This is a genomic window from Streptomyces sp. NPDC002306 (assembly GCF_053593435.1).
The window spans coordinates 182374-207041 of sequence record NZ_JBSFCK010000005.1 but is presented as its reverse complement, the minus strand read 5'-3'; the positions used below and the strand labels follow the sequence as shown (position 1 = coordinate 207041).

Annotated in this window: 19 protein-coding genes and 1 tRNA gene; 13 read left to right on the top strand and 7 right to left on the bottom strand. The window is 71.1% G+C overall.

The window, feature by feature from the left end; all coding sequences use genetic code 11:
• Positions 1-2 precede the first annotated feature (2 nt).
• On the top strand, positions 3-2573 hold the full coding sequence (hrpB, locus tag ACWCQK_RS12915) for an ATP-dependent helicase HrpB (protein ID WP_451154980.1): 2571 nt from the start codon (positions 3-5) through the stop codon (positions 2571-2573).
• Here the strand turns inward: hrpB and ACWCQK_RS12910 are convergent.
• The 3 genes from ACWCQK_RS12910 to ACWCQK_RS12900 form a co-directional block, all read right to left on the bottom strand.
• A complete protein-coding gene (locus ACWCQK_RS12910) occupies positions 2563-3555 on the bottom strand; it encodes a DUF3068 domain-containing protein (protein WP_451154978.1) in 993 nt (330 codons plus the stop codon). The genes hrpB and ACWCQK_RS12910 overlap by 11 nt on opposite strands.
• Positions 3556-3666: 111 nt before the next feature.
• Positions 3667-3801, bottom strand: a complete 135-nt coding sequence (locus tag ACWCQK_RS12905) for an SPW_0924 family protein (RefSeq protein WP_451154976.1) — start codon at positions 3799-3801, stop codon at positions 3667-3669.
• Between the two features lie 141 nt (positions 3802-3942).
• Complete coding sequence (locus tag ACWCQK_RS12900; protein ID WP_451154974.1) at positions 3943-5643, bottom strand: lytic murein transglycosylase; 1701 nt, start codon at positions 5641-5643, stop codon at positions 3943-3945.
• A gap of 283 nt (positions 5644-5926) precedes the next feature.
• Here ACWCQK_RS12900 and ACWCQK_RS12895 point away from each other — a divergent pair, with 283 nt between their 5' ends.
• Entirely contained in the window at positions 5927-6835 is a 909-nt protein-coding gene (locus ACWCQK_RS12895; protein WP_451154972.1) for a DUF4184 family protein, read from the top strand.
• On the opposite strand, the gene ACWCQK_RS12890 is transcribed toward ACWCQK_RS12895, so the two are convergent.
• Both ACWCQK_RS12890 and polA read right to left on the bottom strand, forming a co-directional pair.
• A complete protein-coding gene (locus ACWCQK_RS12890; RefSeq protein ID WP_451154970.1) occupies positions 6795-7202 on the bottom strand; it encodes a hypothetical protein in 408 nt (135 codons plus the stop codon). The two genes, ACWCQK_RS12895 and ACWCQK_RS12890, sit on opposite strands and share 41 nt — an antisense overlap.
• Before the next feature lie 912 nt (positions 7203-8114).
• Positions 8115-10841, bottom strand: coding sequence for a DNA polymerase I (gene polA / locus ACWCQK_RS12885; protein WP_451154968.1), 2727 nt, complete (start codon positions 10839-10841; stop codon positions 8115-8117).
• Positions 10842-11248: 407 nt separating this feature from the next.
• On the opposite strand from polA, the gene ACWCQK_RS12880 reads away from it, so the two are divergent.
• From ACWCQK_RS12880 to ACWCQK_RS12840, 9 genes are all read left to right on the top strand, one after another.
• Positions 11249-13528: an FdhF/YdeP family oxidoreductase gene (locus ACWCQK_RS12880; protein WP_451154966.1), complete on the top strand. Its 2280-nt coding sequence runs from the start codon at positions 11249-11251 to the stop codon at positions 13526-13528.
• A gap of 76 nt (positions 13529-13604) precedes the next feature.
• Entirely contained in the window at positions 13605-14093 is a 489-nt protein-coding gene (locus ACWCQK_RS12875) for a PaaI family thioesterase (RefSeq protein ID WP_451154964.1), read from the top strand.
• A 69-nt stretch (positions 14094-14162) separates the two neighbouring features.
• Entirely contained in the window at positions 14163-14714 is a 552-nt protein-coding gene (locus ACWCQK_RS12870; RefSeq protein WP_451154962.1) for a hypothetical protein, read from the top strand.
• Positions 14711-15325 carry a Tat pathway signal sequence domain protein gene (locus ACWCQK_RS12865; RefSeq protein ID WP_451154960.1) on the top strand — a complete coding sequence of 205 codons (615 nt, stop codon included), beginning with the start codon at positions 14711-14713 and terminating at the stop codon, positions 15323-15325. The genes ACWCQK_RS12870 and ACWCQK_RS12865 overlap by 4 nt, the downstream gene beginning before the upstream one ends.
• Before the next feature lie 282 nt (positions 15326-15607).
• The gene (locus ACWCQK_RS12860; RefSeq protein ID WP_451154958.1) at positions 15608-16834 is read left to right on the top strand and encodes a branched-chain amino acid ABC transporter substrate-binding protein; all 1227 of its coding nucleotides are present in this window, start codon (positions 15608-15610) and stop codon (positions 16832-16834) included.
• A 113-nt stretch (positions 16835-16947) separates the two neighbouring features.
• The gene (locus ACWCQK_RS12855; protein ID WP_451154956.1) at positions 16948-17877 is read left to right on the top strand and encodes a branched-chain amino acid ABC transporter permease; all 930 of its coding nucleotides are present in this window, start codon (positions 16948-16950) and stop codon (positions 17875-17877) included.
• A 5-nt stretch (positions 17878-17882) separates the two neighbouring features.
• Positions 17883-19706, top strand: a complete 1824-nt coding sequence (locus ACWCQK_RS12850; RefSeq protein ID WP_451154954.1) for a branched-chain amino acid ABC transporter permease — start codon at positions 17883-17885, stop codon at positions 19704-19706.
• A 5-nt stretch (positions 19707-19711) separates the two neighbouring features.
• Positions 19712-20677, top strand: coding sequence for an ABC transporter ATP-binding protein (locus ACWCQK_RS12845; protein WP_451154952.1), 966 nt, complete (start codon positions 19712-19714; stop codon positions 20675-20677).
• Positions 20674-21390: an ABC transporter ATP-binding protein gene (locus ACWCQK_RS12840; RefSeq protein WP_451154950.1), complete on the top strand. Its 717-nt coding sequence runs from the start codon at positions 20674-20676 to the stop codon at positions 21388-21390. Before ACWCQK_RS12845 ends, ACWCQK_RS12840 begins: the two co-directional genes overlap by 4 nt.
• 82 nt (positions 21391-21472) lie before the next feature.
• On the opposite strand, the gene ACWCQK_RS12835 is transcribed toward ACWCQK_RS12840, so the two are convergent.
• Positions 21473-22129, bottom strand: coding sequence for an ANTAR domain-containing response regulator (locus tag ACWCQK_RS12835; protein WP_451154948.1), 657 nt, complete (start codon positions 22127-22129; stop codon positions 21473-21475).
• A 103-nt stretch (positions 22130-22232) separates the two neighbouring features.
• Here ACWCQK_RS12835 and ACWCQK_RS12830 point away from each other — a divergent pair.
• Both ACWCQK_RS12830 and ACWCQK_RS12825 read left to right on the top strand, forming a co-directional pair.
• Positions 22233-22305: transfer RNA gene (locus ACWCQK_RS12830), tRNA-Leu, on the top strand.
• Positions 22306-22411: 106 nt separating this feature from the next.
• A complete protein-coding gene (locus tag ACWCQK_RS12825; protein ID WP_451154946.1) occupies positions 22412-23158 on the top strand; it encodes a transcriptional regulator in 747 nt (248 codons plus the stop codon).
• A 4-nt stretch (positions 23159-23162) separates the two neighbouring features.
• On the opposite strand, the gene pyk is transcribed toward ACWCQK_RS12825, so the two are convergent.
• On the bottom strand, positions 23163-24599 hold the full coding sequence (pyk, locus tag ACWCQK_RS12820; protein ID WP_451154944.1) for a pyruvate kinase: 1437 nt from the start codon (positions 24597-24599) through the stop codon (positions 23163-23165).
• Positions 24600-24668: the final 69 nt, after the last annotated feature.

Here is a 24668-nt window from a genome sequence, read left to right as displayed (position 1 = left end):
GGGTGATCCGTTACGACGCCCTGGACGCGCTGCCGGTACGCGCCGCCCTGCCCGCCCTGGACGACGCCCTGGCGGGGCACGGCACGGCCGTCCTCGTGGCGCCGCCCGGCACCGGCAAGACGACGCTCGTCCCGCTCGCCCTGGCCGGTCTGACCGGCCGGGGCCCGGTGCGGCGGGTGGTCGTGGCGGAGCCCCGGCGGATCGCGGCGCGGGCCGCGGCCCGGCGGATGGCCTGGCTGCTGGGCGAGAAGGTCGGCGAGCGCGTCGGCTACACCGTGCGCGGGGAGCGGGTGGTGGGGCGGCACACGCGCGTGGAGGTCGTCACCACCGGCGTGCTGCTCCAGCGCCTCCAGCGGGACCAGGAGCTCGCGGGCGTCGACGTGGTGGTGCTCGACGAGTGCCACGAGCGGCATCTGGACGCGGACACGGTGGCGGCGTTCCTGTGGGACGTGCGCGAGACCCTGCGGCCCGAGCTGCGGCTGGTGGCCGCCTCGGCGACGACCGACTCGGCGGGCTGGGCCCGGCTGCTGGGCGGGGCCCCCGTGGTCGAGACGCGGGGCGCCGCCTACGAGGTCAAGGTGGTCTGGGCGCCCCCGGCCCGCCCGCTGCGGCCGCCGCACGGGATGCGGGTCGACCCGGCGCTGCCGGCGCACGTGGCGTCGGTGGTGCGGCGGGCGCTGGCCGAGCGGTCCGGGGACGTGCTCTGTTTCCTTCCGGGCGTGGGCGAGATCGCGCGGGTCGCGGGGCAGCTCGGGAATCTCGAAGAACACGGCGAGGGCATCGACGTGCTCCAGGTGCACGGGCGGGCGCCCGCGGCCGTACAGGACGCGGTGCTGGCGCCGGGCGCGCGGCGCCGGGTGGTCCTGGCGACGTCCGTGGCGGAGTCGTCGCTGACGGTGCCCGGGGTGCGGGTGGTCGTCGACTCGGGGCTGGCGCGGGAGCCGCGCGTCGACCACGCGCGCGGGCTGAGCGCGCTGGCGACCGTACGGGCGTCGCGGGCGGCGGCGCGGCAGCGGGCCGGGCGGGCCGGGCGTGAGGCGCCGGGCGCGGTGTACCGGTGCTGGTCGCAGGCGGAGGACACTCGGCTGCCGCCCTTCCCGGCGCCGGAGATCAAGGTGGCCGACCTGACCGCGTTCGCCCTCCAGACGGCTTGCTGGGGAGATCCGGAGGCCTCCGGGCTCGCGCTCCTCGATCCCCCGCCGGGCGGCGCGATGACGGCGGCGCGGTCCGTGCTGACGGCGATCGGGGCGGTCGACACCGCCGGCCGGGCCACCGCGCGCGGGATCCGGATGGCCCGGCTGGGTCTGCATCCACGGCTGGGGCGGGCGCTGCTGGACGCGGCAGCGTCGGTCGGCGCGGACCGGGCGGCCGAGGTGGTGGCGCTGCTGAGCGAGGAGCCGCCGCGGGAGTACGGCGACGATCTCGCGGCGGCGCTGCGCGCGGCCCGGCGCGGGGGCGACGCCTACGCGGGGCGGTGGCGGACGGAGGTACGGCGGCTGCGGTCCGCGGCCGGATCGGCCGACGGGCCCGCCGGTGGCTCCCCGGCGCCGGAGCGCTCCCCGGCGCCGGTGCGGGACGCCGAGGACCGTCCTGACGCCGGGGAGGACCGGCTCGTCGGACTGGTCGCGGCCCTCGCGTTCCCCGAGCGGGTCGCCACAGCGCACGGCGGGTCCTACCTCATGGTCTCCGGGACGCGGGCCGAGGTCCGGGAGGGCTCGCGGCTGGGCGGGGCGTCCTGGCTGGCGGTCGCGGTCGCGGACCGGCCGCTGGGCAAGGGGCACGCACGCGTGCAGCTCGCCGCGGTGGTGGACGAGGACGTGGCCCGGCGGGCCGCGGCGCCGCTGTACGGCGAGGGCCAGGAGGTGCGCTGGGCCGACGGTGATGTCGTCGCCCGGCGGGTGGAACGGCTCGGCGCGGTGGAGCTGGCCGTGTGGGCCCTGCCCGACGCCGACCCCGCTCTCGTCCGGGAGGCGCTGCTCGAAGGGATGCGGCAGGAGGGGTTCGGGCTGCTGCGGTGGACGCCGGACGCGGCCGTGCTGCGCCGACGGCTCGCCTTTCTCCGGCTGCGCCTGGGCGACCCGTGGCCGGACGTCGGCGACGACGCGCTCCACGCGCGCGTGGACGAGTGGCTGGAGCCGGAGCTCGGCCGGGCGCGGCGGCGCGCGGACCTGGGGCGGATCGACGCCGGGCAGGCGCTGGCCCGGCTGCTCCCCTGGGCCTCCGGGGAAGCCGCCCGCCTCGACGAGCTCGCCCCCGAACGGATCACCGTCCCCAGCGGGTCCAGGATCCGGATCGACTACGGCGATCCCGCGCGGCCCGTGCTCGCGGTGAAGCTGCAGGAGATGTTCGGGCTCCAGGAGTCGCCGGCCGTCGCGGGGGTGCCGCTGCTGGTCCATCTGCTCTCGCCCGCGGGCCGGCCCGCCGCCGTCACCGCCGACCTCGCCTCCTTCTGGCAGGACGGCTACAAGGGCGTACGGGCCGAACTGCGCGGCCGCTATCCGAAGCATCCGTGGCCCGAGGACCCCGCCGCGGCGGAGCCGACCAGGCACACGAGCGCCCGGCTCAGGCGATGAGCGGCTCGGGGGCCGGGCTCGGCTCCGGTGCGGGGCCGGCGGGGCGGCGCCCGCGTGCCTCCAGCCAGAGGGAGAGGGTCAGCAGCAGCGCGGCCAGGGCGAGGAAGCCCCAGGGCAGATAGGACGTCAGCAGCAGGACCAGGGTGCGGTTCGACTTGACCAGGGCGACCGTGTGCTCGATGTAGTCCTCGCGCATCTTCACGTGCCCGGCGAAAGCCGTGACCTTCTCGCGCCCGCCGAGCAGGGTGCCGCCGCGCAGTTCCTCCTGGTGGATCTCCTCGCCGTAGACGGGAGCGCCGGTGACCGGTTCGACCCAGAAGCGGCGGACCGTGGTGTACCAGCGGGTGGTGCCGGTCTTCGCGACCGATTCCGGGGTGACGCCCTGGACGGGCATGGTCTTCGGCAGCGGGACCCGGGTCCAGGGCACGGTCTGTTCGAAGTAGTAGACCTTCAGGCCGCGGAAGGTCCGGGTGCCCTGGTAGTGGATGGGGGCCGAGGTGCGGGTCTGGGCGTCGAAGTACTCGTAGTCCCGCTTCTCCGTCAGGAAGGGCCACTTGAACTCGATGCCCTCGCGCCTGACCGGATCGCCGTCGACCATCTCGCCGGTGGCGTGCACGGGTTCCTGGGTGTGGGCGTCGAAGATGTAGCGCTCCGGCAGCTTGGAGACCATCTTGCCGTCGGGGCCCTGGACGTAGGACAGACCGTCCCAGACCACGACGTCCCGGCCGGCGGTCCGCTCGATCCGCTCCGACGCGTCCACGTCGCCCTTCAGGGTCTGCACGATGGTGACCTCGGAGACCTTGCGGGAGCGCATCGTGCCGTAGTCGAGGAGGGTGGCGTCCTTGGCCTCCAGGACCATGTCCTGGTACTGGTTCGCCGGGATCTTGGCCAGGCGCGGGAAGGCGTACCAGCGCAGGAGCGGGGACAGCGCCGCGAAGAACACAGCGAGCGCGAGCAGGACCAGGCCGGACTTGCGGCGCATCTCGGCCTCCCTCCCGGGTGGACGGCTTCGGCGGACGGAGCACGGCGGACGGCGGACGGCGGACAGAGCACGGCGGACAGAGCACGGGACACGCGGACGCGGGTGTGGCGGCTACGGGTGCGCGGGCACCGTCGTCAGCATGGGTTTCGGGGAGGTGCTGCCGGACGGTGACCCGAGCGCGGTGACGGTGAGGACCAGGGCGAACGCGAGGGCGAGACCGGTCGCGGCGGCGATCAGTGCGCGCATGCGGAACCTCCCGGCGGACAGGATCTGATACCTCGTCAGATCGGGCACCGTAGCAACGGGTGGCCGAGATGAGAACACGTCGGGCACATGCAACAGGGCGCCCCGCCGCCGAAGCGGAGGGACGCCCTGGTCGTGCGCGGGTCAGGCCGAGGGGCTCTCGGAGGCGCTCGGCGACGGGCTCGGCGTCGTCTCGGGCGCCGTGACCGTCAGTTCGACGGTCAGCGTCGCGCCACCCGTGGTGGTGATGCGCAGCAGGAACGTGCCGGTGACGTCGTCCGCGTACAGCTTGGGCAGCTTCAGCAGACCGTTCGCGTCCGTCGTCAGGCCCGTGAGGGTGCGTACGGCCTTGCCGTCCGCGTCCTTGAAGGAGGGACCCTTGTCGTTCTCGGCCGGGTCGTCCGCCGACTTCACCAGCGTGGCGGTGGCCGCGACCTTGCCCGCGGCGGCACCGCCGTAGGTGGCCTTCACCTCGACCTGGTCCGCGAACTCCCCGCCCGAGGTGCAGGTCAGCGCGGTGTCGCTGGTGCGGGTGAGGGCGTCGGCGGCCCGCGCGGTGACGGTGGCCGGGTACTCGACGGCGGAGACCGTGCGGCCTATGAGGACGGCGCGGACGGTGAAGTCGCCCGTCTTCTCGCCCGCTTGGAGCCCGGGCGCGACCGCGAGGCCGACGCTGTTGGTCGCCACCGTGGCGACGCTCTCGCCGCCGGCGAAGGTGGTGTCGGTGTCGCCGACGATGGTGAAGCGGATCCTGACCTTGCCGACACCCTTGCCGGCCTTGGTCTCGGCCCGCGTGTTGATCTTCCTGTCGAACGCCTCGCCCGCCGTCGCGGTGAGCTTCAGCGTGCCGACGTCCTTCAGGTGGTCCACCGTGTCGGTGGGCGTCGGGGCCGGGGTGCCCGGCTTCGACGGGGCCGGGCTGCCGCTGGGAGGCGTGCCGGGCTTGGACGACGGGGGCGCGGTCGGGGCGTGGGTGCCCGGCCCGCTGCCGTGGTCGTCACTGCGGCTGGAGGGCACGATACCGGTGCCGTTCGGGATCTCGTGGGTGCCCTTGCGGTAGTACTCCAGCCACGACAGGACCGTGTTCAGGTAGTCCTGCGAGTTGTTGTAGCTGAGGATCGCGCGGTCGAGGTCGGCCTGGCCGGACAGGTCCCAGTCGTAGCGGCAGAGGTAGTGGCCCGCCGCGAGCGCCGCGTCGTAGATGTTGTTGGGGTTCTCGACCCCGTCACCGTTGCCGTCGCGGCCCGCCCACGCCCAGGTGGACGGGATGAACTGCATGGGGCCCACCGCCCGGTCGACGGTGCTGTCACCGTCGTACGCGCCGTGGTCGGTGTCCTTGATGTACGCGAAGCCGTCGCCGTTCAGCTTCGGGCCCAGGATCGGGCTGAGGGTGGTGCCGTTCGCGTCGACGTTGCCGCCGCGGGCCTGGCCCGACTCGACCTTGCCGATGGCGGCGAGGAGCTCCCAGGGCAGGTTGCAGCCGGCCTTGGACACGGCCAGCTCGGCCGCGGCCTTCTTGTAGGCGTCCAGGACGGTCGCGGGGATGCCCGCCTCGGCCGGGCCCGTGGCGGGGGCCCCGGCGCTGGGGCCGGTGCTCGCGCTCGGCGCGGGGCTCGGGCTGTTCAGCGGCGGCAGGTCCGTGTAGTACGGCGAGTTGCCGGTGGCCGCGCCGTCGTCGGCGGCGACCTCGGGCGAGGGCTGGCTGTCGGCGGCCGCCGTCTGCCTGCCCTGGTCGTCGACCGTCGCCCCCGGCGCCTGGGACGCGGAGAGTGCCGCGACCGCGGCCGCCGCCACGGTGGTGGCGAGCGCGCCCTTACGGAGTCTCCTGCCGAATTGCGCCGCCATAGAGTGCATCCCTCCCGTGGACGCGAAGTGCGTCCGACCGACCTGTTCCTGTGTTCCCGCTGGTGTTCCCGCCCTGGTGTGACGATCGACCCGCAGCGGGGGTTGCCCCCCTGGGCGTGTGACCCAGGCGACCCTACGACAACTTCTTTTCCTCGGGCACCCGTTCGTGCCCGATATTCACCAGTTGGCCAAGTTCGGTTCGCCGGGGTGATCGTCCCGCATACTGGACATCGATGATCACTTGGCCGACCGTTTCGGCCAATATCCGCCCCGGGGGGCCAGGTTGCCGTTCACCCTGAGTCATGCGGCAGCCGTGCTGCCCGCCATGCGCACCGACGGATCCGGCCGCGGTCCGCTGCTGCCGGCCGTACTCGTGGCCGGATCCTTCGCGCCCGACATGACCTACTACGCGGCGAGTGTCCTCTCGGGAGCGATGGAGTTCGGCGAGGTCACCCACTCCTTCCCGGGCGTCTTCACCGTCGACGTGCTCGTCGCCTGGGCCCTGGTGGGGCTGTGGCTGCTGGTGCGCGAGCCGCTGGTGGCGTTGCTGCCGGGCGCCCGGCAGGGGCGCTGGGCGTCGCTGCTGCGCTGCGGGGCCCCACGCGTGCGCGTGCGTCCGGCCTCGGTGGGGTGGTGGTACGTGTCGGCGGCGCTCGGCGCGCTGACCCACGTCGTGTGGGACGCGTTCACCCACCACGACCGCTGGGGGACGCGGCTGTTCCCCGTCCTGGGCCGGAGTGTGGCGGGCTCGCCGCTGTACTGGTACCTGCAGTACGGCAGCTCGGCCGTGGCCGCGGTCGTGATCATCACGTTCGTGGCGCTCGCGCTGCGACGGGCGGCGGTACGCGTACCGCGGTCGGCGGAGGCGGAAAATGCGGCGGTGGCCGGAGTGGCGACCGGTGTGCCCGTCCTGTCGGGGCGGGACCGGTGGTGGGCGGTCGCCGTGCTCGGTGGCTGCGCGCTGGCCGGGGCGGCGCACCGGGTGTCGCGGTGGTGGGCGTACCGGGGTGCGACGGCCAGACCGTGGGAGGTGATCCCGACCGTGTGCTTCGGCGCGGGCGCGGGGCTGCTCCTGGGGCTGCTGCTGTACGCCGTCGGCGTCCGGGTGTGGCGCCCGGCGGCGGGGGCCGCCGCCGGGGACCGGGTGAGGGTCAGCGTGGGGCGGGGCCGTCCGGAGGGCGACGGAGCTTGACGGGCGGCGCGACGAACACGGTGAGGGTGCCCGCCCTGCGCCGCCGCCTGGGCACCCGGGCGACGAGCAGATCCAGGTAGCCCCGGCCGGTCTCGGCCCACAGCCGCCACGCGGGCGTCTCGTGGGCCCGTACGAGGGCCGGTTCTCGGCGGGTGACCCCGCACCGGAGCCGCCGGGCCAGCTTCCTCAGGGCCATGGCCGTGGTGGTGGGGATGCGGACGGTGGCCGCCCCGGCGGCGAAGGCCGGGACCGCCGGAAGCCCGGCGCCGGTAACAGCCGTGCCCGTGCCACCAGCCTGCGCCGACGACTGTCCCTGGGGACGGGCCCGATCGGGTCCCGTCCGACGGTGGAGCATGCGTATACCCATGCCCGCATCCTTACGGGCCCGGGTACCGGCGGGCTCACTCGCGGGGTCCACGCGAGTGACGGGTTGCTGCGGTAGTGCGTCGGACACCGCCCGAACGGCCCGCGCCACCCCACCACCCGACCGCACCGGCCCCGACCACCCAAAACACCCGCCCCGACGCAAGCCCACGGCCCGGCCACACACCACCACCCGACCCCACCGCAGCAACCGACCTCACACACGCTCGACCACGCTCTACGACCGGCAGCGCATCGCTCGGCCGCGCATCGGTCAGCCGCACCTCGCCGACCGATCTCATCGCGCCGCACCGAACCGTTCGGGAATCCCGCCGCGCCGAACCGCTCGGGCGAATCCCGCCGCTCGTCGGCGTGGCGCGCGCCGCCGCCCGCCGACCTCACAGCTTCCGATCGCAGCGTCGGGACACCTTCCCGCCGCCGGGCCGCGTACGGCCACCCGGCCGCACAACACCACACCGCACCACACCGCCCGATCGCGTCGCGCCGGATCGGTCATGTCGCGCCGCTCGGCCGCGCCCCGCCGCCCCCGCGCGCCGCTCGAAGCTCGCGGCGGCCGACGACTGCCCGGCGACCGGGCGCCCGGGGCGAACGGCCGGACCAGCGGGCCGCCGGGCGGACAGCCCGGTAGCCGGACAGATCGTCGGGTGGCCCACGGCCCGGAGACCGCCGGATGGCCCGCGGTACGGACGGCAGCCGGACGCGCGGGCGACCTGATCGACGGTCCCTCGGACGGACGCGCGACGGACACCCGGTCCGACAGGCACCGGGTCCGACGGGCGCATGGCCCGACAGGCGTCCCGCCCGGCGGGACGCCCCCGCGTGTCCGTCTCGTTCCGCCCGGAGGAGGGCGGCCGGCGAGCCCGCGCCGAAACCCTCGGCCGGGGCCGAGCCCCGGCTAGTGCGCCGCCGACTCCCAGTCCGGCCCCACGCCCACCGACACGTCCAGCGGGGCGCGGAGGTGGACCGCGCCCGCCATCTCGCGGCGGACGATCTCCTCGGTCGCCGCGCGCTCGCCGGGGGCGATCTCCAGGACGATTTCGTCGTGCACCTGGAGGAGCATCCGGGACTTGAGGTCCGCCTCCCGCAACGCCCGGTCCACATGGAGCATGGCGATCTTGACGATGTCCGCCGCCGTGCCCTGGATGGGCGCGTTGAGGGCCATCCGCTCGGCCGTCTCACGGCGCTGCCGGTTGTCGCTGTTGAGGTCGGGCAGGTGACGGCGGCGGCCGAAGAGGGTCTCGGTGTAGCCCGTGGCCCGTGCCTCGTCCACGGCCCGGCGCAGATAGTCCCGGACCCCGCCGAAGCGCTCGAAGTAGGTGTCCATGAGCGCGCGGGCCTCGGCCGCCTCGATGTTCAGCTGCTGGGACAGGCCGAAGGCCGACAGGCCGTACGCCAGGCCGTACGACATCGCCTTGATCTTGCGGCGCATCTCCGCGTCGACGGCGGTGCGCTCGACCGAGAAGACCTGCGAGGCGACAGTGGTGTGCAGGTCCTCGCCGGAGGTGAACGCCTCGATCAGTCCCTCGTCCTCGGAGAGGTGGGCCATCACCCGCAGTTCGATCTGGCTGTAGTCCGCCGTCATGAGCGACTCGAAGCCCTCGCCGACGACGAAGCCGCGCCGGATCGCCCTGCCCTCGTCCGTGCGGACCGGGATGTTCTGCAGGTTCGGGTCCGTGGAGGACAGTCGGCCCGTCGCCGCCACCGTCTGGTTGAAGGTGGTGTGGATACGGCCGTCGCCCGCGATCGTCTTGATCAGGCCCTCGACGGTGACGCGCAGCTTCGCCTGCTCGCGGTGGCGGAGCATGATGACCGGCAGTTCGTTGTCGGTCTGGCCGGCCAGCCAGGCGAGGGCGTCGGCGTCGGTGGTGTAGCCGGTCTTCGTCTTCTTGGTCTTCGGCAGGGCCAGCTCACCGAACAGCACTTCCTGGAGCTGCTTGGGCGAGCCCAGGTTGAACTCGTGCCCGGCCGCCGCGTGCGCCTCCTTCACGGCCTGCTGCACCGCGCCCGCGAACATCTGCTCCATGGCCTCCAGGTGGGCCCGGTCCGCCGCGATGCCGTGCCGCTCCAGGCGCGCGAGGAGCGCGGAGGTGGGCAGCTCCATGTCCCGCAGGAGGTCCGCGGCACCGGCCTCCTCCAGCCGGCCCTCGAAGGCCTCGCCCAGGTCGAGGATCGCGCGGGCCTGCACCATCAGCGCCTCGGCCTCGGCTCCGTCGTCCGCGCCGAAGGCCAGCTGGCCGTCGGCCGCGGCGGCCGGGGCCAGCTCCCGGCCCAGGTACTCCAGGGACAGCGCGTCCAGGTCGAAGGAGCGCCGGCCCGGCTTGACGAGGTAGGCGGCGAGCGCGGTGTCCATGCGCACGCCCGCGACGCTCCAGCCGTGCTCGGCGAAGACCCGCATGGCGCCCTTGGCGTTGTGGAAGATCTTCGGGCTGCCGGCGTCGGCCAGCCAGGCCGCGAAGGCGTTCTCGTCGCCCTCGTCCAGCTCGGCCGGGTCGAACCAGGCGGCCGGTCCGCCGGCCGCGGCGAGGGCGACCTCGGAGACCGAGCCGGTGCCCAGCGCCCAGGTGCCGACGGTGGCGACGCCGAGGACCTCGGTGCCGTGCTCGCCGAGCCAGCCGGCCAGCTCGCCGGTGCCGAGCACCGTGCCGTCCAGCTCCACGCCCGGCGCGAGCACCACGGTCTCCTCGGCCTCCTCGGCGCCCGGGTCGACGGCGAGGAGCCGCTCGCGCAGCGAGGGGTTACGGATCTCCAGGGTGTCCAGGATCATCGCGAGGGTCTTGCGGTCGTACGGCGCGCGCTCCAGGTCGGCGACCGTCTTCGACAGCTCGACGTCCCGCACCATCTCGGTGAGCCGGCGGTTGAGCGTGACCGCGTCCAGGTGGTCGCGCAGGTTCTGCCCGGCCTTGCCCTTGACCTCGTCGACACGCTCGACCAGGTCCGCGAACGACCCGAACTGGTTGATCCACTTCGCGGCGGTCTTCTCGCCGACGCCGGGGATGCCGGGCAGGTTGTCGGACGGGTCGCCGCGCAGGGCCGCGAAGTCGGGGTACTGCGCGGGCGTCAATCCGTACTTCTCGAAAACCTTCTCCGGGGTGAAGCGGGTCAGCTCGGAGACGCCCTTCGTCGGATAGAGCACCGTCGTGTGCTCGGAGACCAGCTGGAAGGAGTCGCGGTCACCGGTGACGATCAGCACGTCGAAGCCGGCGGCCTCGGCCTGGGTGGCGAGCGTGGCGATGATGTCGTCGGCCTCGAAGCCGTCCACCGCGAACCGGGAGACGTGCATCGCGTCGAGGAGCTCGCCGATCAGCTCGACCTGGCCCTTGAACTCGTCCGGGGTCTTGGAACGGTTCGCCTTGTACTCCGTGAACTCCTCGGAGCGCCAGGTCTTGCGGGAGACGTCGAAGGCCACCGCGAAGTGCGTGGGCGCCTCGTCGCGCAGCGTGTTGGCCAGCATCGACGCGAAGCCGTAGATCGCGTTCGTCGGCTGCCCCGTCGCGGTCGTGAAATTCTCCGCGGGCAGCGCGAAGAACGCGCGGTAGGCCAGCGAGTGCCCGTCCATGAGCATCAGTCGCGGACGGCTCTCGCCGGGGGTACGGTCGGTCTTCTTCGCTGCTGTCTCTGCCACGTCCCCGATCCTGCCACGCCGCACTGACACTCGGCTCCGCCCACCGCACTCCCACCGCCGCCCCACCCCGGCCCGCCCCGACCGCGCGCCCCGAACCCGGCGGCGCCCCGGCAGGCACGGAAAGAGACGGAACGCGGCACAGTGGAAACAGAGCGCGGCACAGTAAACAGAGCGCGGCCCAGCAGAGACGGCCCCGGCACAGCGGAGACAGGGCGCGGCGGCACAGGGGAAGTGCGGTCGTCCGCTCTCACGCGATCATCGCTCCCGATCCCCGCGTGCCCGGCCGGAAGCGCTGTCACCGGTACGTGCGAGGATCGGAGGAGTCGGGGATCCGCGGGTCCGCGGTGGGACCGCGGCGGCACAGTCCCCGCAGACACAGCACCCGCGCAGCAGAAGGAGAGCGTGCGATGGCGACGAAGCCGCCCAAGGCAGATCCGGTCCAGGACGCGCCGCAGGTCGCGGAGCCGAAGCACGCGGCCGCGGGATTGCCGGCCGTCGGGCACTCCCTGCGCATGGCCCAGCAGCAGATGGGTGTGCGGCGCACCGCCCTGACCCTGCTGCGTGTGAACCAGAAGGACGGCTTCGACTGCCCGGGCTGCGCCTGGCCGGAGCCGGACCACCGGCACGCGGCGGAGTTCTGCGAGAACGGCGCGAAGGCGGTCGCCGAGGAGGCCACCCTGCGCCGGGTCACCCCGGAGTTCTTCGCCGCGCACTCCGTGCCGGACCTCAACGGACGCAGCGGCTACTGGCTGGGGCAGCAGGGACGCCTCACGCACCCCATGTACCTCCCCGAAGGGGCGGAGCACTACGAGCCGGTCAGCTGGGAGCGCGCCTTCGACATAGTCGCCGAGGAGATCGCCGCGCTCGGCTCGCCCGACGAGGCCCTCTTCTACACCTCGGGCCGCACCAGCAACGAGGCCGCGTTCCTCTACCAGCTCTTCGCGCGCGAGCTGGGCACCAACAACCTGCCGGACTGCTCGAACATGTGCCACGAGTCGTCGGGCTCGGCACTGAACGAGACGATCGGCATCGGCAAGGGAAGCGTCCTGCTGGAGGACCTCTACCAGGCCGATCTGATCATCGTCGCCGGCCAGAACCCGGGCACCAACCACCCGCGGATGCTGTCCGCGCTGGAGAAGGCCAAGGCGAACGGCGCGCGGATCATCAGCGTCAACCCGCTGCCCGAAGCGGGCCTGGAGCGCTTCAAGAATCCGCAGACCCCCCAGGGCATGCTCAAGGGCGCCGCGCTCAACGACTTGTTCCTCCAGATCCGCATCGGCGGCGACCAGGCCCTCTTCCGCCTCCTGAACCGGCTGATCCTGGAGACGGACGGCGCCGTCGACCAGGCCTTCGTCGACGAACACACCCATGGCTACGAGGAGTTCGCCGCGGCCGCCCGCGCCGCCGACTGGGACGAGACGCTCGCGGCGACCGGCCTCACCCGCGAGGAGATCGAGAAGGCGCTGCGGATGGTGCTCGCCTCCGAGCGCACCATCGTGTGCTGGGCCATGGGCCTCACCCAGCACAAGCACTCCGTCCCGACCATCCGCGAAGTGGTCAACTTCCTGCTGCTGCGCGGCAACATCGGCCGTCCGGGCGCGGGCGTCTGCCCGGTGCGCGGCCACTCCAACGTGCAGGGCGACCGCACGATGGGCATCTTCGAGCGGCCCGCCCCCGCCTTCCTGGACGCCCTGGAGAAGGAGTTCGGGTTCGCGCCGCCGCGCGAGCACGGCTACGACGTCGTACGGGCCATCCGCGCGCTGCGCGACGGCGAGGCGAAGGTCTTCTTCGCCATGGGCGGCAACTTCGTCTCCGCCTCCCCCGACACGGACGTCACCGAGGCGGCCATGCGGCGCGCGAAGCTGACGGTGCACGTGTCCACGAAGCTCAACCGCTCGCACGTCGTCACCGGCGCGCGGGCGCTGATCCTGCCGACCCTCGGCCGCACCGAACGGGACGTCCAGGGCGGCGGCGAGCAGTTCGTCACGGTCGAGGACTCGATGGGCATGGTGCACGCCTCCCGCGGCCGGCTCGCGCCGGCGAGCACGCACCTGCTGAGCGAACCCGCCATCGTGGCCCGGCTCGCCCGCCGGGTGCTCGGCGCGGACAGCGCCACTCCCTGGGAGGAGTTCGAGAAGGACTATGCGACGATCCGCGACCGCATCGCCCGCGTGATCCCGGGCTTCGAGGACTTCAACGCGCGCGTCGCCGACCCCGGCGGCTTCGCCCTCCCCCACGCCCCGCGTGACGAGCGCCGCTTCCCGACGGCCACCGGCAAGGCCAACTTCACCGCCGCGCCGGTCGAGTTCCCCGAACTGCCCGAGGGCCGGCTGCTGCTCCAGACGCTGCGCTCGCACGACCAGTACAACACCACGATCTACGGCCTCGACGACCGCTACCGGGGCATCAGGAACGGCCGGCGGGTCGTGCTCGTCAACGCCGAGGACGCCCGGGCGCTGGGGGTGGCCGACGGCTCGTACGTCGACCTGGTGGGCGAGTGGAAGGACGGCGTGGAGCGGCGGGCTCCCGGCTTCCGGGTGGTGCTCTATCCGACGGCGCGGGGCTGCGCGGCCGCCTACTACCCGGAGACCAATGTCCTGGTCCCGCTGGACGCCACCGCGGACACCAGCAACACCCCGGCCAGCAAGTCCGTCGTCGTGCGTCTGGAACAATCGGCCACCGACTGAGCGTTTGCTCAGGGACCGTGCCGAGCGGAAACGGCACGGCACCGCCGTACAGATCACGACGAACGGAGCCGGACCCATGGGCGAGCAGCAGCACGTGAAGTTCCCGCAGGAGGTCCTCGACGAGTACGCCGCGCTCGGGGTCGACCTGCCCGCCCTGTTCTCCGCCGGCCACCTCGGCAACCGGATGGGCGTCCAGATCGTGGAGGCGTCCGCCGACCGCGTCGTCGGCACCATGCCGGTCGAGGGCAACACCCAGCCGTACGGCCTGCTGCACGGCGGCGCCTCCGCCGTGCTCGCCGAGACCCTCGGCTCGGTCGGCTCCATGCTGCACGGCGGCAGCACCAAGATCGCCGTCGGTGTCGACCTCAACTGCACCCACCACCGCGGCGCCCGCTCCGGCCTGGTGACCGGGGTCGCCACACCCGTGCACCGCGGACGCACCACCGCCACGTACGAGATCGTGATCAGCGACGAAGAGGACCGGCGGGTCTGCACGGCGCGGCTGACCTGTCTGCTGCGTGACGTGAACCCGAGCGACCAGGCTCGCGTGCACGCGGCGGGCTGAGCACCCGGGGCACGTCGCGGCGTGTGCGGGGCCGTTGCCCCGCGCCGCCGGGCGCCCTAGCGTCGGGGCATGGCAACGGGAGGCCTCTTTTCTCGGCCCGCGGCGGCGCGACTGCTCGGACTCGCGCTCCTGACGGGCACCCTGACGACCGGCTGCGGCGGCCCGGGCGACACGAACGCGACGGGCCAAGCGAGCGGAACGGGCGCCGCCGCCGGCACGGCCGACGCGAAGAGAACGGCCGACACGAACAGAACGGCCGGCGCCAACAGAACGGGCGAAGCAGACAGAACGGGCGAAGCGGCCGGAACGGGCGACGCCGGCGGCACGAGCGGTGCGAGCGGCACCCCCTCCCCCTCACCCACCCCGCCCGAAGACCTGTGCACGCGCATCGTCACCTACTGGGCGCGCGAGGTCCTGGACTCCCCTACCTACGGTGACTACCAGTCGATGGGCCTGTCCAACGGCCAGTACGAGATCCTGCGGACCGTCGTGAACGCCGCGCGAACCGAGAAGAAACGCCAAGGAGCCGACGCTGCAGCCGAGTTGATCGATCGCGAGGCACGCACGGGCTGCGCCGACTGGTACCGCTCCGGCGGCCCCGGCAAGGGTCCCTGGCAGTGAGCGGCGTCGGCCCCGTCGAACCCGGAACGGGCACGCACGCGCAGGAAGAGCCCCCGGCGCCGCCCGCGAAACCGCGTGGCCGGGCCGCCCGCCTCTACGCCGAGCACCGCCGGGCCGCGCTCGCCACCCTGACCGCCGTGGCCCTGCTCGCGGGCAGCGGCTATCTCTGCGACACCCGGCGGACCGAGCGTCAACACCCGTCCCCCGCACCGCCGTTCCCGGCTCAGACGGTGGAGATCACCTATCTCGGCGGCCTCGCCCCGGCGCCCGGGGCGCCACCGAAAAGCTTCGGTTTCGAGGTGCTCCTGAGCGTCGTCGATCCGGGGCCGCCCGTCACCGTGACCCGCGTGACGCAGCCCTACGCCGGACTCGCCCTGACATCGGCCCCGCTGGCCCCTTTTCGGACAGAATCTGGATCCGCCCGCACGATCGCGATCACCATGCATGTCACGGGATGCGGAAAAGTGCCGAGGAACGCCGGACTCCCTTTCCTGGATGTAACTCTACGTAATGTGCGTGCAATACAAGTCCAGAGCTTCATCCTCGGCCCACGGTATGCACACGACCTCTCCGAAGCCCTACAAGTCGCCTGCAGCAACGAATCCGCGTAATCACCAAAACACCTGACACGCCTGAACTCCCCTGGCCCGTCCTGCGAGTTCTCACCATGCGGACAGGGCGAATCGGCTGGAATTCCACTGTTCCACCCTCGGGGTACCGCTCTGCATTACCTCGTGTCATAACAAGAGCGTCACAGCCTTGGTCAGACTCTCCTCCATGTTCTCGCCCCGGCTTAGAGTCACGGCCAGTCACCGCGGCCGGAATATCACTTCGGCCGGCGTTCGACTCGGCCTCTTCCAGGGGGGAGGGCCGCCCAGGGAAAGGACTGGAACGTGCGTCAACGTTCGCTCATCGCCATCACCGCCGCGCTTTCCGCGGGAGCACTCACCCTCACCGCCTGCGGCTCGCGGGACAGCGGCGACAAGAGCTCCGACAGCGGCGGCACCGTCGTCACCATCGGCGTCGACGCCCCGCTCACCGGCGACCTGTCCGCGCTGGGCCTCGGCATCCGCAACTCCGTCGACCTCGCCGCCAAGACCGCCAACGACAAGAAGTACGTCGAAGGCGTCACCTTCAAGGTCGTCTCCAAGGACGACCAGGCGCAGCCCTCCGCGGGCCAGCAGAACGCCACCGCGCTCGTCGCCGACAAGAGCGTCATCGGCGTCGTCGGCCCGCTGAACTCCTCCGTCGCCGAGTCGATGCAGAAGGTCTTCGACGACGCCAAGCTGGTCGAGGTCTCCCCGGCCAACACCAACCCGGCGCTCACCCAGGGCACCAACTGGGCCACCAGCAAGGCCCGCACGTACAAGTCGTACTTCCGTACCGCGACCACGGACGCCATCCAGGGCCCGTTCGCCGCCCAGTACGTCTACAACGACGCCAAGAAGAAGAAGGTCTTCGTCATCGACGACAAGAAGACCTACGGCGCCGGCCTCGCGGGCACCTTCACCGAGGAGTTCAAGAAGCTCGGCGGCACCGTCGTCGGCACCCAGCACATCAACCCCGAGTCCAAGGACTTCTCCGCCGTCGCCACCGAGGTGAAGAACTCCGGCGCCGAAGCCGTCTACTACGGCGGCGAGTACCCGCAGGCCGGCCCGCTCAGCAAGCAGATCAAGGCCTCCGGCGCCAAGATCCCGCTCATCGGCGGCGACGGCATCTACGCCGACGACTACATCAAGCTCGCCGGCGCCTCCGCCACCGGCGACCTCTCCACCTCCGTCGGCGCCCCCGTCGAAACCCTCGACTCCGCCAAGGAGTTCGTCGCCAACTACGCCAAGGGCGGCTACAAGGAGGCCTACGGCGCCTACGGCGGCTACTCCTACGACTCCGCCTGGTCCATCATCGAGGCCGTCAAGAAGGTCGTCGACGACAACGGCGGCAAGCTGCCCGACGACGCCCGCGCCAAGGTCACCGCCGCCGTCCAGAACGTCTCCTTCGAGGGCGTGACCGGCAAGGTCTCCTTCGACGAGTTCGGCGACGCCACCAACAAGCAGCTCACCGTCTACGCCGTCGAGAACGGCGCGTGGAAGGCCGTCAAGTCCGGTACCTACTCCGGCTGACACCACCCGCACCACACCTGAGCCGCGCGGGGCGCTGTTTCCACTGGCGCCCCGCGCGCACTCACATCCGGCCCCACTCGTCGTAACATCCGAACCGTCTCGGAGGACATGCGGTGAACGAACTGCCGCAGCAGCTGGTCAACGGCCTGCTACTGGGATCCATGTACGGCCTTGTCGCCATCGGCTACACAATGGTCTATGGCATTGTCCAGCTCATCAACTTCGCCCACGGCGAGATCTTCATGACCGGAGCCTTCGGCGCTCTCACGGTCTGGCTCTGGCTTCCCGGCGGCACCACGATGTGGCTCGCACTGCCCCTCATGCTCGTGGGCGCCATCGTCGTCTCCGTCACCATCGCCGTGGGAGCGGAACGGTTCGCCTACCGCCCGCTGCGAGGCGCACCACGCCTCGCACCCCTCATCACCGCCATCGGCCTCTCCCTCGCCCTCCAGCAGGCCGTCTGGGCCTGGTACCCCGAGGCCAAGTCCGCCCGCACCTTCCCCGAAATCCCGGGCGGACCCTTCGACATCGGCAACATCACCATCCAGACCGGCGACGTCTTCCTCCTCGTCGCGGCCCCCCTCAGCATGGCCTTCCTCGGCTACTTCGTGATGAAGACCCGCACCGGACGCGGCATGCAGGCCACCGCCCAGGACCCGGACACCGCCAAGCTCATGGGCGTCAACACCGACCGCATCATCGTGATCGCCTTCGCCCTCGGCGCCACCTTCGCCGCCGTCGGAGCCGTCGCCTACGGCCTGAAGTACGGTCAGATCGACTTCAAGATGGGCTTCCTGCTCGGCCTCAAGGCCTTCACCGCGGCCGTCCTCGGCGGCATCGGCAACATCTACGGAGCCATGATCGGCGGCATCGTCCTCGGCGTCGCCGAGACCCTGGCCACCGCCTACATCGCCGACATCCCCGGTATGGACAAGTTCGGCAGCAACGCCTGGGCCGACGTCTGGGCCTTCGTACTCCTCATCCTCGTGCTGCTGTTCCGGCCCCAGGGCCTGCTCGGCGAGCGCGTCGCCGACAGGGCGTGACACCGATGACCACACAGACCACCACAGCCGAAACCCCCAGCGCGCCCGCGACCGCGCAGTCCGGCCTCATCGGCATCCCGCCGCACATCGGCCGCCTCCTCGCCACCGGCGGCGCCGCCCTCACCGTCATCTCCACCTTCCTCGCCTGGACCTGGACCTCCGAGTTCCCCGGCGACCTGACCGTCTACGGCTACCCGGGCGGCCTCCAGGTCCTCGTCCTCATCGGGGCGCTCCTCACCACCCTCTTCGCCCTCGCCTCCCACGGCGTCAAGGGCCTCGGCTGGCTCATCCCCGCCGGCGCCGACGGCGCCATCAAGTTCGCCGCCCTCGCCACCTTCGCCACCAGCTGGTACGCGGTCCTCGCGATCAGCACCACCCTCGGCGGCGTCGTCAACCTCGAACCCGGCGGCTACCTCGTCGCGCTCGGCAGCCTCACCGCCTTCATCGGCGCGCTCTCCCTGCCCTTCGAGCACCCCGAGGCCGACCCGATCGACCCCGACGACACGGCGCGCGAGCACTTCAAGCACAAAGCCGCCCACCAGTGGACCACCGTCAAGGCCGCCTTCGCCTCCGGCACGGCCCGCCCGGTCGGCAAGCTCTCCTCGTACGTCGAGATCCTCATCATCGTCGCCGTCCTCGCCCTCGGCCTCCTCGTCTTCACCTACGGCATCGGCACCGAGTACGACGAACTGTTCATCGGCTTCCTCATCACCGCTGGCTTCGGCTTCGCCGCCCTCAACAAGTCCGGCCTGATCGCCCAGGCGTCCCAGATCACCGCCCGGCACCAGAACATCACCGTCTGCGGCGCCTTCGTCGCCGCCGCGGCGTTCCCCTTCACCCAGACCGACGACCAGTACGCGACCCTCGGCGTCTACATCCTCATCTTCGCCACCGTCGCCCTCGGCCTGAACATCGTCGTCGGCCTCGCCGGCCTCCTCGACCTCGGTTACGTCGCCTTCCTCGGCGTCGGCGCCTACGCCGCCGCCATGGTCTCCGGCTCCCCCAGCTCCCCCTTCGACGTGCACTTCCCCTTCTGGGCGGCCGCCCTCGTCGGCGCCGGCGCATCCCTCGTCTTCGGCGTCCTCATCGGCGCCCCGACCCTGCGACTGCGCGGCGACTACCTCGCCATCGTCACCCTCGGCTTCGGAGAGATCTTCCGGATCACCGCCAACAACCTCGACGGCACCTCCGGCCCCGACATCACCAACGGCTCCAACGGCATCGCCTCCATCCCGAACCTCAACATCCTCGGGTTCGACTTCGGAGCCGTCCACAACATCCTCGGCATCGACATCGGCCGCTTCGCCAACTACTTCTTCCTGATGCTGATCATCACCGCCGTCGTCGTGACCGTGTTCCGACGCAGCGGAGACTCCCGCATCGGCCGCGCCTGGGTCGCCATCCGCGAGGACGAGACCGCCGCCCTCGCCATGGGCATCAACGGCTTCCGCGTCAAGCTCATCGCCTTCGCCGTCGGCGCCTCCCTCGCCGGCCTCGCCGGCACCGTCCAGGCCCACGTCACCTACACCGTCACCCCCGAGCAGTACCTCTTCGCCGGCCCGATCCCGCCCAACTCCGCCTTCCTCCTCGCCGCCGTGGTCCTCGGCGGCATGGGCACCATCAGCGGACCCCTCATCGGCGCCTCCCTGCTCTTCCTCATCCCCAACAAGCTCCAGTTCCTCGGCGACTACCAGCTCTTCGCCTTCGGCCTCGCACTCATCCTGCTGATGCGCTTCCGTCCTGAGGGCCTCATCCCCAACCGACGCCGCCAGCTCGAATTCCACGAAGAAGCGGAAGCGCCCACCGTCCTCACCAAGGCAGGGGCCTGACCACCATGACCACCGACACCACCACCAAGGACACCGCCCCCGGCACCCCCGCCACCGGGGAGACCGTCCTCGACGCCCGCGGCGTCACCATGCGCTTCGGCGGCCTCACCGCCGTCCGCGACGTCGACCTCACCGTCAACAGCGGCGAGATCGTCGGCCTCATCGGCCCCAACGGCGCCGGCAAGACCACCTTCTTCAACTGCCTCACCGGCCTCTACATCCCCACCGAAGGCGAAGTCCGCTACAAGGGCACCGTCCTGCCGCCCAAATCCTTCAAGGTCACCGCCGCCGGCGTCGCCCGCACCTTCCAGAACATCCGCCTGTTCGCCAACATGACGGTCCTGGAAAACGTCCTCGTCGGCCGCCACACCCGCACCAAAGAAGGCTTCTGGTCCGCCGTCCTGCGCCTCCCCAGCTTCCACCGCGCCGAAGCCGCCTCACGCGAACGCGCCATGGAACTCCTGGAGTTCGTGGGCCTCGCAGCCAAGGCCGACCACCTCGCACGCAATCTCCCCTACGGCGAACAGCGCAAGCTGGAGATCGCCCGCGCCCTCGCCAGCGAACCGGGTCTGCTCCTCCTGGACGAGCCCACCGCCGGCATGAACCCGCAGGAGACGCGGGCGACCGAGGAACTGGTCTTCGCCATCCGCGACAAGGGCATCGCCGTCCTCGTCATCGAGCACGACATGCGCTTCATCTTCAACCTCTGCGACCGCGTCGCCGTCCTCGTCCAGGGCGAAAAGCTCGTCGAAGGCGACAGCGCCACCGTCCAGGCCGACGAACGCGTCATCGCCGCCTACCTCGGCGAACCCTTCGAGAACGCCCCCGGCGACGAAGAGATCGCCGAAGTCGAGGCCGCCGAAGCCAGCGCCGGCACCACGACGGACCCCGGCACCACGACGGACGCCGAGACCCCGACGGACGCCGACAGCACGACGGACGCCGCGCCCGGCAAGGAGAACGACCGATGACCGCACTGCTCGAAGTCGAGGACCTCCGCGTCGCCTACGGCAAGATCGAAGCCGTCAAAGGCATCTCGTTCAAGGTCGAGGCCGGCGAAGTCGTCACCCTCATCGGCACCAACGGCGCCGGCAAGACCACCACCCTGCGCACCCTCTCCGGCCTCCTCAAGCCCGTCGGCGGCCAGATCAAGTTCAACGGCAAGTCCCTCAAGAAGACCCCCGCACACCAGGTCGTCTCCCTGGGACTCGCCCACTCCCCCGAGGGCCGGCACATCTTCCCGCGCATGACCATCGAGGACAACCTCCGCCTCGGCGCCTTCCTGCGCAGCGACAAGCCCGGCATCGACAAGGACATCCAGCGCGCCTACGACCTCTTCCCCATCCTGGGCGAACGTCGCAAGCAGGCCGCGGGCACCCTCTCCGGCGGCGAACAGCAGATGCTCGCCATGGGCCGCGCCCTCATGTCCCAGCCCAAACTGCTCATGCTCGACGAACCCTCCATGGGTCTCTCCCCGATCATGATGCAGAAGATCATGGCGACGATCGCCGAACTCAAGTCCCAGGGCATGACCATCCTGCTCATCGAGCAGAACGCCCAGGCGGCCCTCTCGCTCGCCGACCACGGCCACGTCATGGAGGTCGGCAGCATCGTCCTCTCCGGCACCGGCCAGGACCTGCTCCACGACGAGTCCGTCCGCAAGGCGTACCTCGGCGAGGACTGACCCTCCCCGACACGCATACGACGAGGCCCGCGCCCCCATATGAGGGACGCGGGCCTCGTCGTACGCACCCGGGCGGCCAGACTCAGCCCTTCCCGGCCTTCTTCTCCTCGGCATCCGCGATGACCGCCTCGGCGACCTGCTGCATCGACATCCGCCGGTCCATCGACGTCTTCTGGATCCACCGGAACGCGGCCGGCTCCGTCAGCCCGTACTGCGTCTGCAGCACCGACTTCGCCCGGTCCACCAGCTTCCGCGTCTCCAGCCGCTGACTGAGGTCGGCGACCTCCCGCTCCAGCTCCTTCAGCTCCGTGAAGCGCGACACCGCCATCTCGATGGCCGGCACCACATCGCTCTTGCTGAAGGGCTTCACGAGGTACGCCATGGCCCCCGCGTCCCTCGCCCGCTCGACGAGGTCGCGCTGCGAGAACGCGGTCAGCATCAGCACCGGGGCGATCCGCTCCTCGGCGATCTTCTCCGCCGCCGAGATGCCGTCCAGCTTGGGCATCTTCACATCGAGGATGACGAGGTCCGGCTTGTGCTCACGGGCGAGCTCGACGGCCTGCTCACCGTCACCCGCCTCACCGACCACGGCATAGCCCTCCTCCTCCAGCATCTCTTTGAGATCGAGCCGGATCAGGGCCTCGTCCTCGGCGATGACGACACGGGTCGTCAGCGGAGGCACGTGCGACTTGTCGTCGTCGGGCGCGTCTACGGGCTGGGGCGACTCGGGGGCGGTCACGGGGGCTCCTCGTTCAGGGGCGGGGGTACTGCTGACAAGAGCGTACCTAGCTGCGGTAAGCTGAGCGCACGGTGGGTGGTTGCCTGCCTTCGTTTTAGAGGAAGCCTCGGTAGTCCAGCGGTAGAGACACGGTGCTCAAACCACCGACAGCGTGGGTTCGAATCCCACCCGGGGCACTTTTCCTTCGCTTCCAAGATTGATCTCGGAAAGCGGATGTTCCCCTTCACGTGAACATCCGCTTTTCGCCGTATGCGGGCGCGATCACTCCTCCAGAGTATTCACATGTACGACGTGAGCACGCGCAAACAAGCACTGGCGTTGGCCGCACAGGGACGCAGCCTGAACTCGGTGAGTCGCGAGACGGGTATTTCACGCTCCGCGATGCGCTCCTGGCTGGTGCGGCTCGAACCCCTGCCCCGCATGACACCTCCGCCTCCGCGCCCACCGACTGACGAGGCTTCATACGCCTATCTGCTCGGCCTCTACCTGGGCGACGGCTGCATCAGCGCTCACCCACGCGGCACGGGCCATTACCTCCGTATCGCGTGTGCCGATGCGTGGCCGGGACTCATCGACGCCTGCGAGGCCGCCGTGCGCGCGGTCAACCCCGCACACAACGCCTACCGGGTGCGGGCCCAGGGCTATGTCTCCGTGGTCGGCTACTACGCGCACTGGCCCCGCCTCTTCCCTCAGCACGGCCCCGGCAAGAAGCACGAACGCCGGATCGCTCTCGAACCGTGGCAGCAGCGCATCGTCGACGCCCGCCCGTGGGAATTCATTCGCGGCCTCATTCATTCCGACGGTTGCCGGGTCACCAACTGGACGACTCGCCTCGTCGCCGGTGAGCACAAGCGCTATGAATATCCCCGGTACTTCTTCACCAACCTGTCGGGCGACATCACCCGCCTCTTCACAGCCGCGCTGGACCTCGTGGGTGTCGACTGGAAAGTGGCGAACGCGGCGAACATCTCCATCGCCCGCAAAGCCTCCGTAGCCCTGCTCGACGCTCATGTCGGTGCCAAGCACTGACCCGTCAGCTCGGGTTGTCGTCCTCGCCGATGTGGTGGATGCGGACCAGGTTCGTCGTGCCGGCCACCCCGGGGGGTGAGCCCGCCGTGATGACCACGACGTCACCCTTCTGGCAGCGCCCGTACCGGAGCAACAGCTCGTCCACCTGGTCGACCATCGCGTCGGTGGAGTCGACGTGCGGCCCCAGGAACGTTTCGACACCCCAGGTGAGGTTCAGCTGGGAGCGGGTCGCCTGCTCGGGGGTGAAGGCGAGGAGCGGGATCGGGGAGCGGTAGCGGGACAGGCGGCGGGCGGTGTCGCCGGACTGGGTGAAGGCGACGAGGAACTTCGCGCCGAGGAAGTCGCCGATCTCCGCCGCCGCGCGGGCGACGGCGCCGCCCTGGGTGCGGGGCTTGTTGCTTTCGGTGAGGTCCGGCAGTCCCTTGGCGAGGATGTCCTCCTCGGCCGCTTCGACGATCTTCGCCATGGTGCGGACCGTGGCGGTGGGGTATTTGCCGACGCTGGTCTCGCCGGAGAGCATCACCGCGTCGGTGCCGTCGAGGATCGCGTTGGCGACGTCGGAGGCTTCCGCGCGGGTGGGGCGGGAGTTCTCGATCATGGAGTCGAGCATCTGGGTGGCGACGATGACCGGCTTGGCGTTGCGCTTGGCGAGTTTGACGGCGCGCTTCTGGACGATCGGGACCTGTTCGAGGGGCATTTCGACGCCGAGGTCGCCGCGGGCGACCATGATGCCGTCGAAGCAGGCGACGATGTCCTCGATGTTGTCGACGGCCTGGGGTTTTTCGACCTTGGCGATGACGGGGAGGCGGCGGCCTTCCTCGTCCATGATGCGGTGGACGTCCTCGATGTCCTTGCCGCTGCGGACGAAGGAGAGGGCGATGACGTCGAAGCCGGTGCGCAGGGCCCAGCGGAGGTCGGCTTCGTCCTTGTCGGAGAGGGCGGGGACGGAGACGGCGACGCCGGGGAGGTTGAGGCCCTTGTGGTCGGAGACCATGCCGCCTTCGATGACGGTGGTGTGGACGCGGGGGCCGTCGACGGAGGTGACTTCGAGGCAGACCTTGCCGTCGTCGACGAGGATGCGTTCGCCGGGTGTGACGTCGGTGGCGAGGCCCTGGTAGGTGGTTCCGCAGCTGTGGCGGTCGCCTTCGGCGTCTTGTTCGACGGTGATGGTGAAGGTGTCTCCGCGTTCAAGGAGTACGGGGCCTTCGGTGAAGCGGCCGAGTCGGATCTTCGGGCCCTGAAGGTCGGCGAGGAGGCCGACGCTGTGGCCGGTCTCGTCGGAGGCCTTTCGTACGCGCTGGTATCGCTCCTCGTGTTCGGCGTGCTCGCCGTGGCTGAGGTTGAAGCGGGCGACGTCCATTCCGGCCTCGACCAGGGCTTTGATCTGGTCGTACGAGTCGGTCGCGGGGCCCAGGGTGCAGACGATTTTTGCTCGGCGCATGTTTCGAGCCTAGGCCTTACCGGCGGGTAGAGAATTGGCGTGGCATGACTACTCAACAACCTTTGCGTG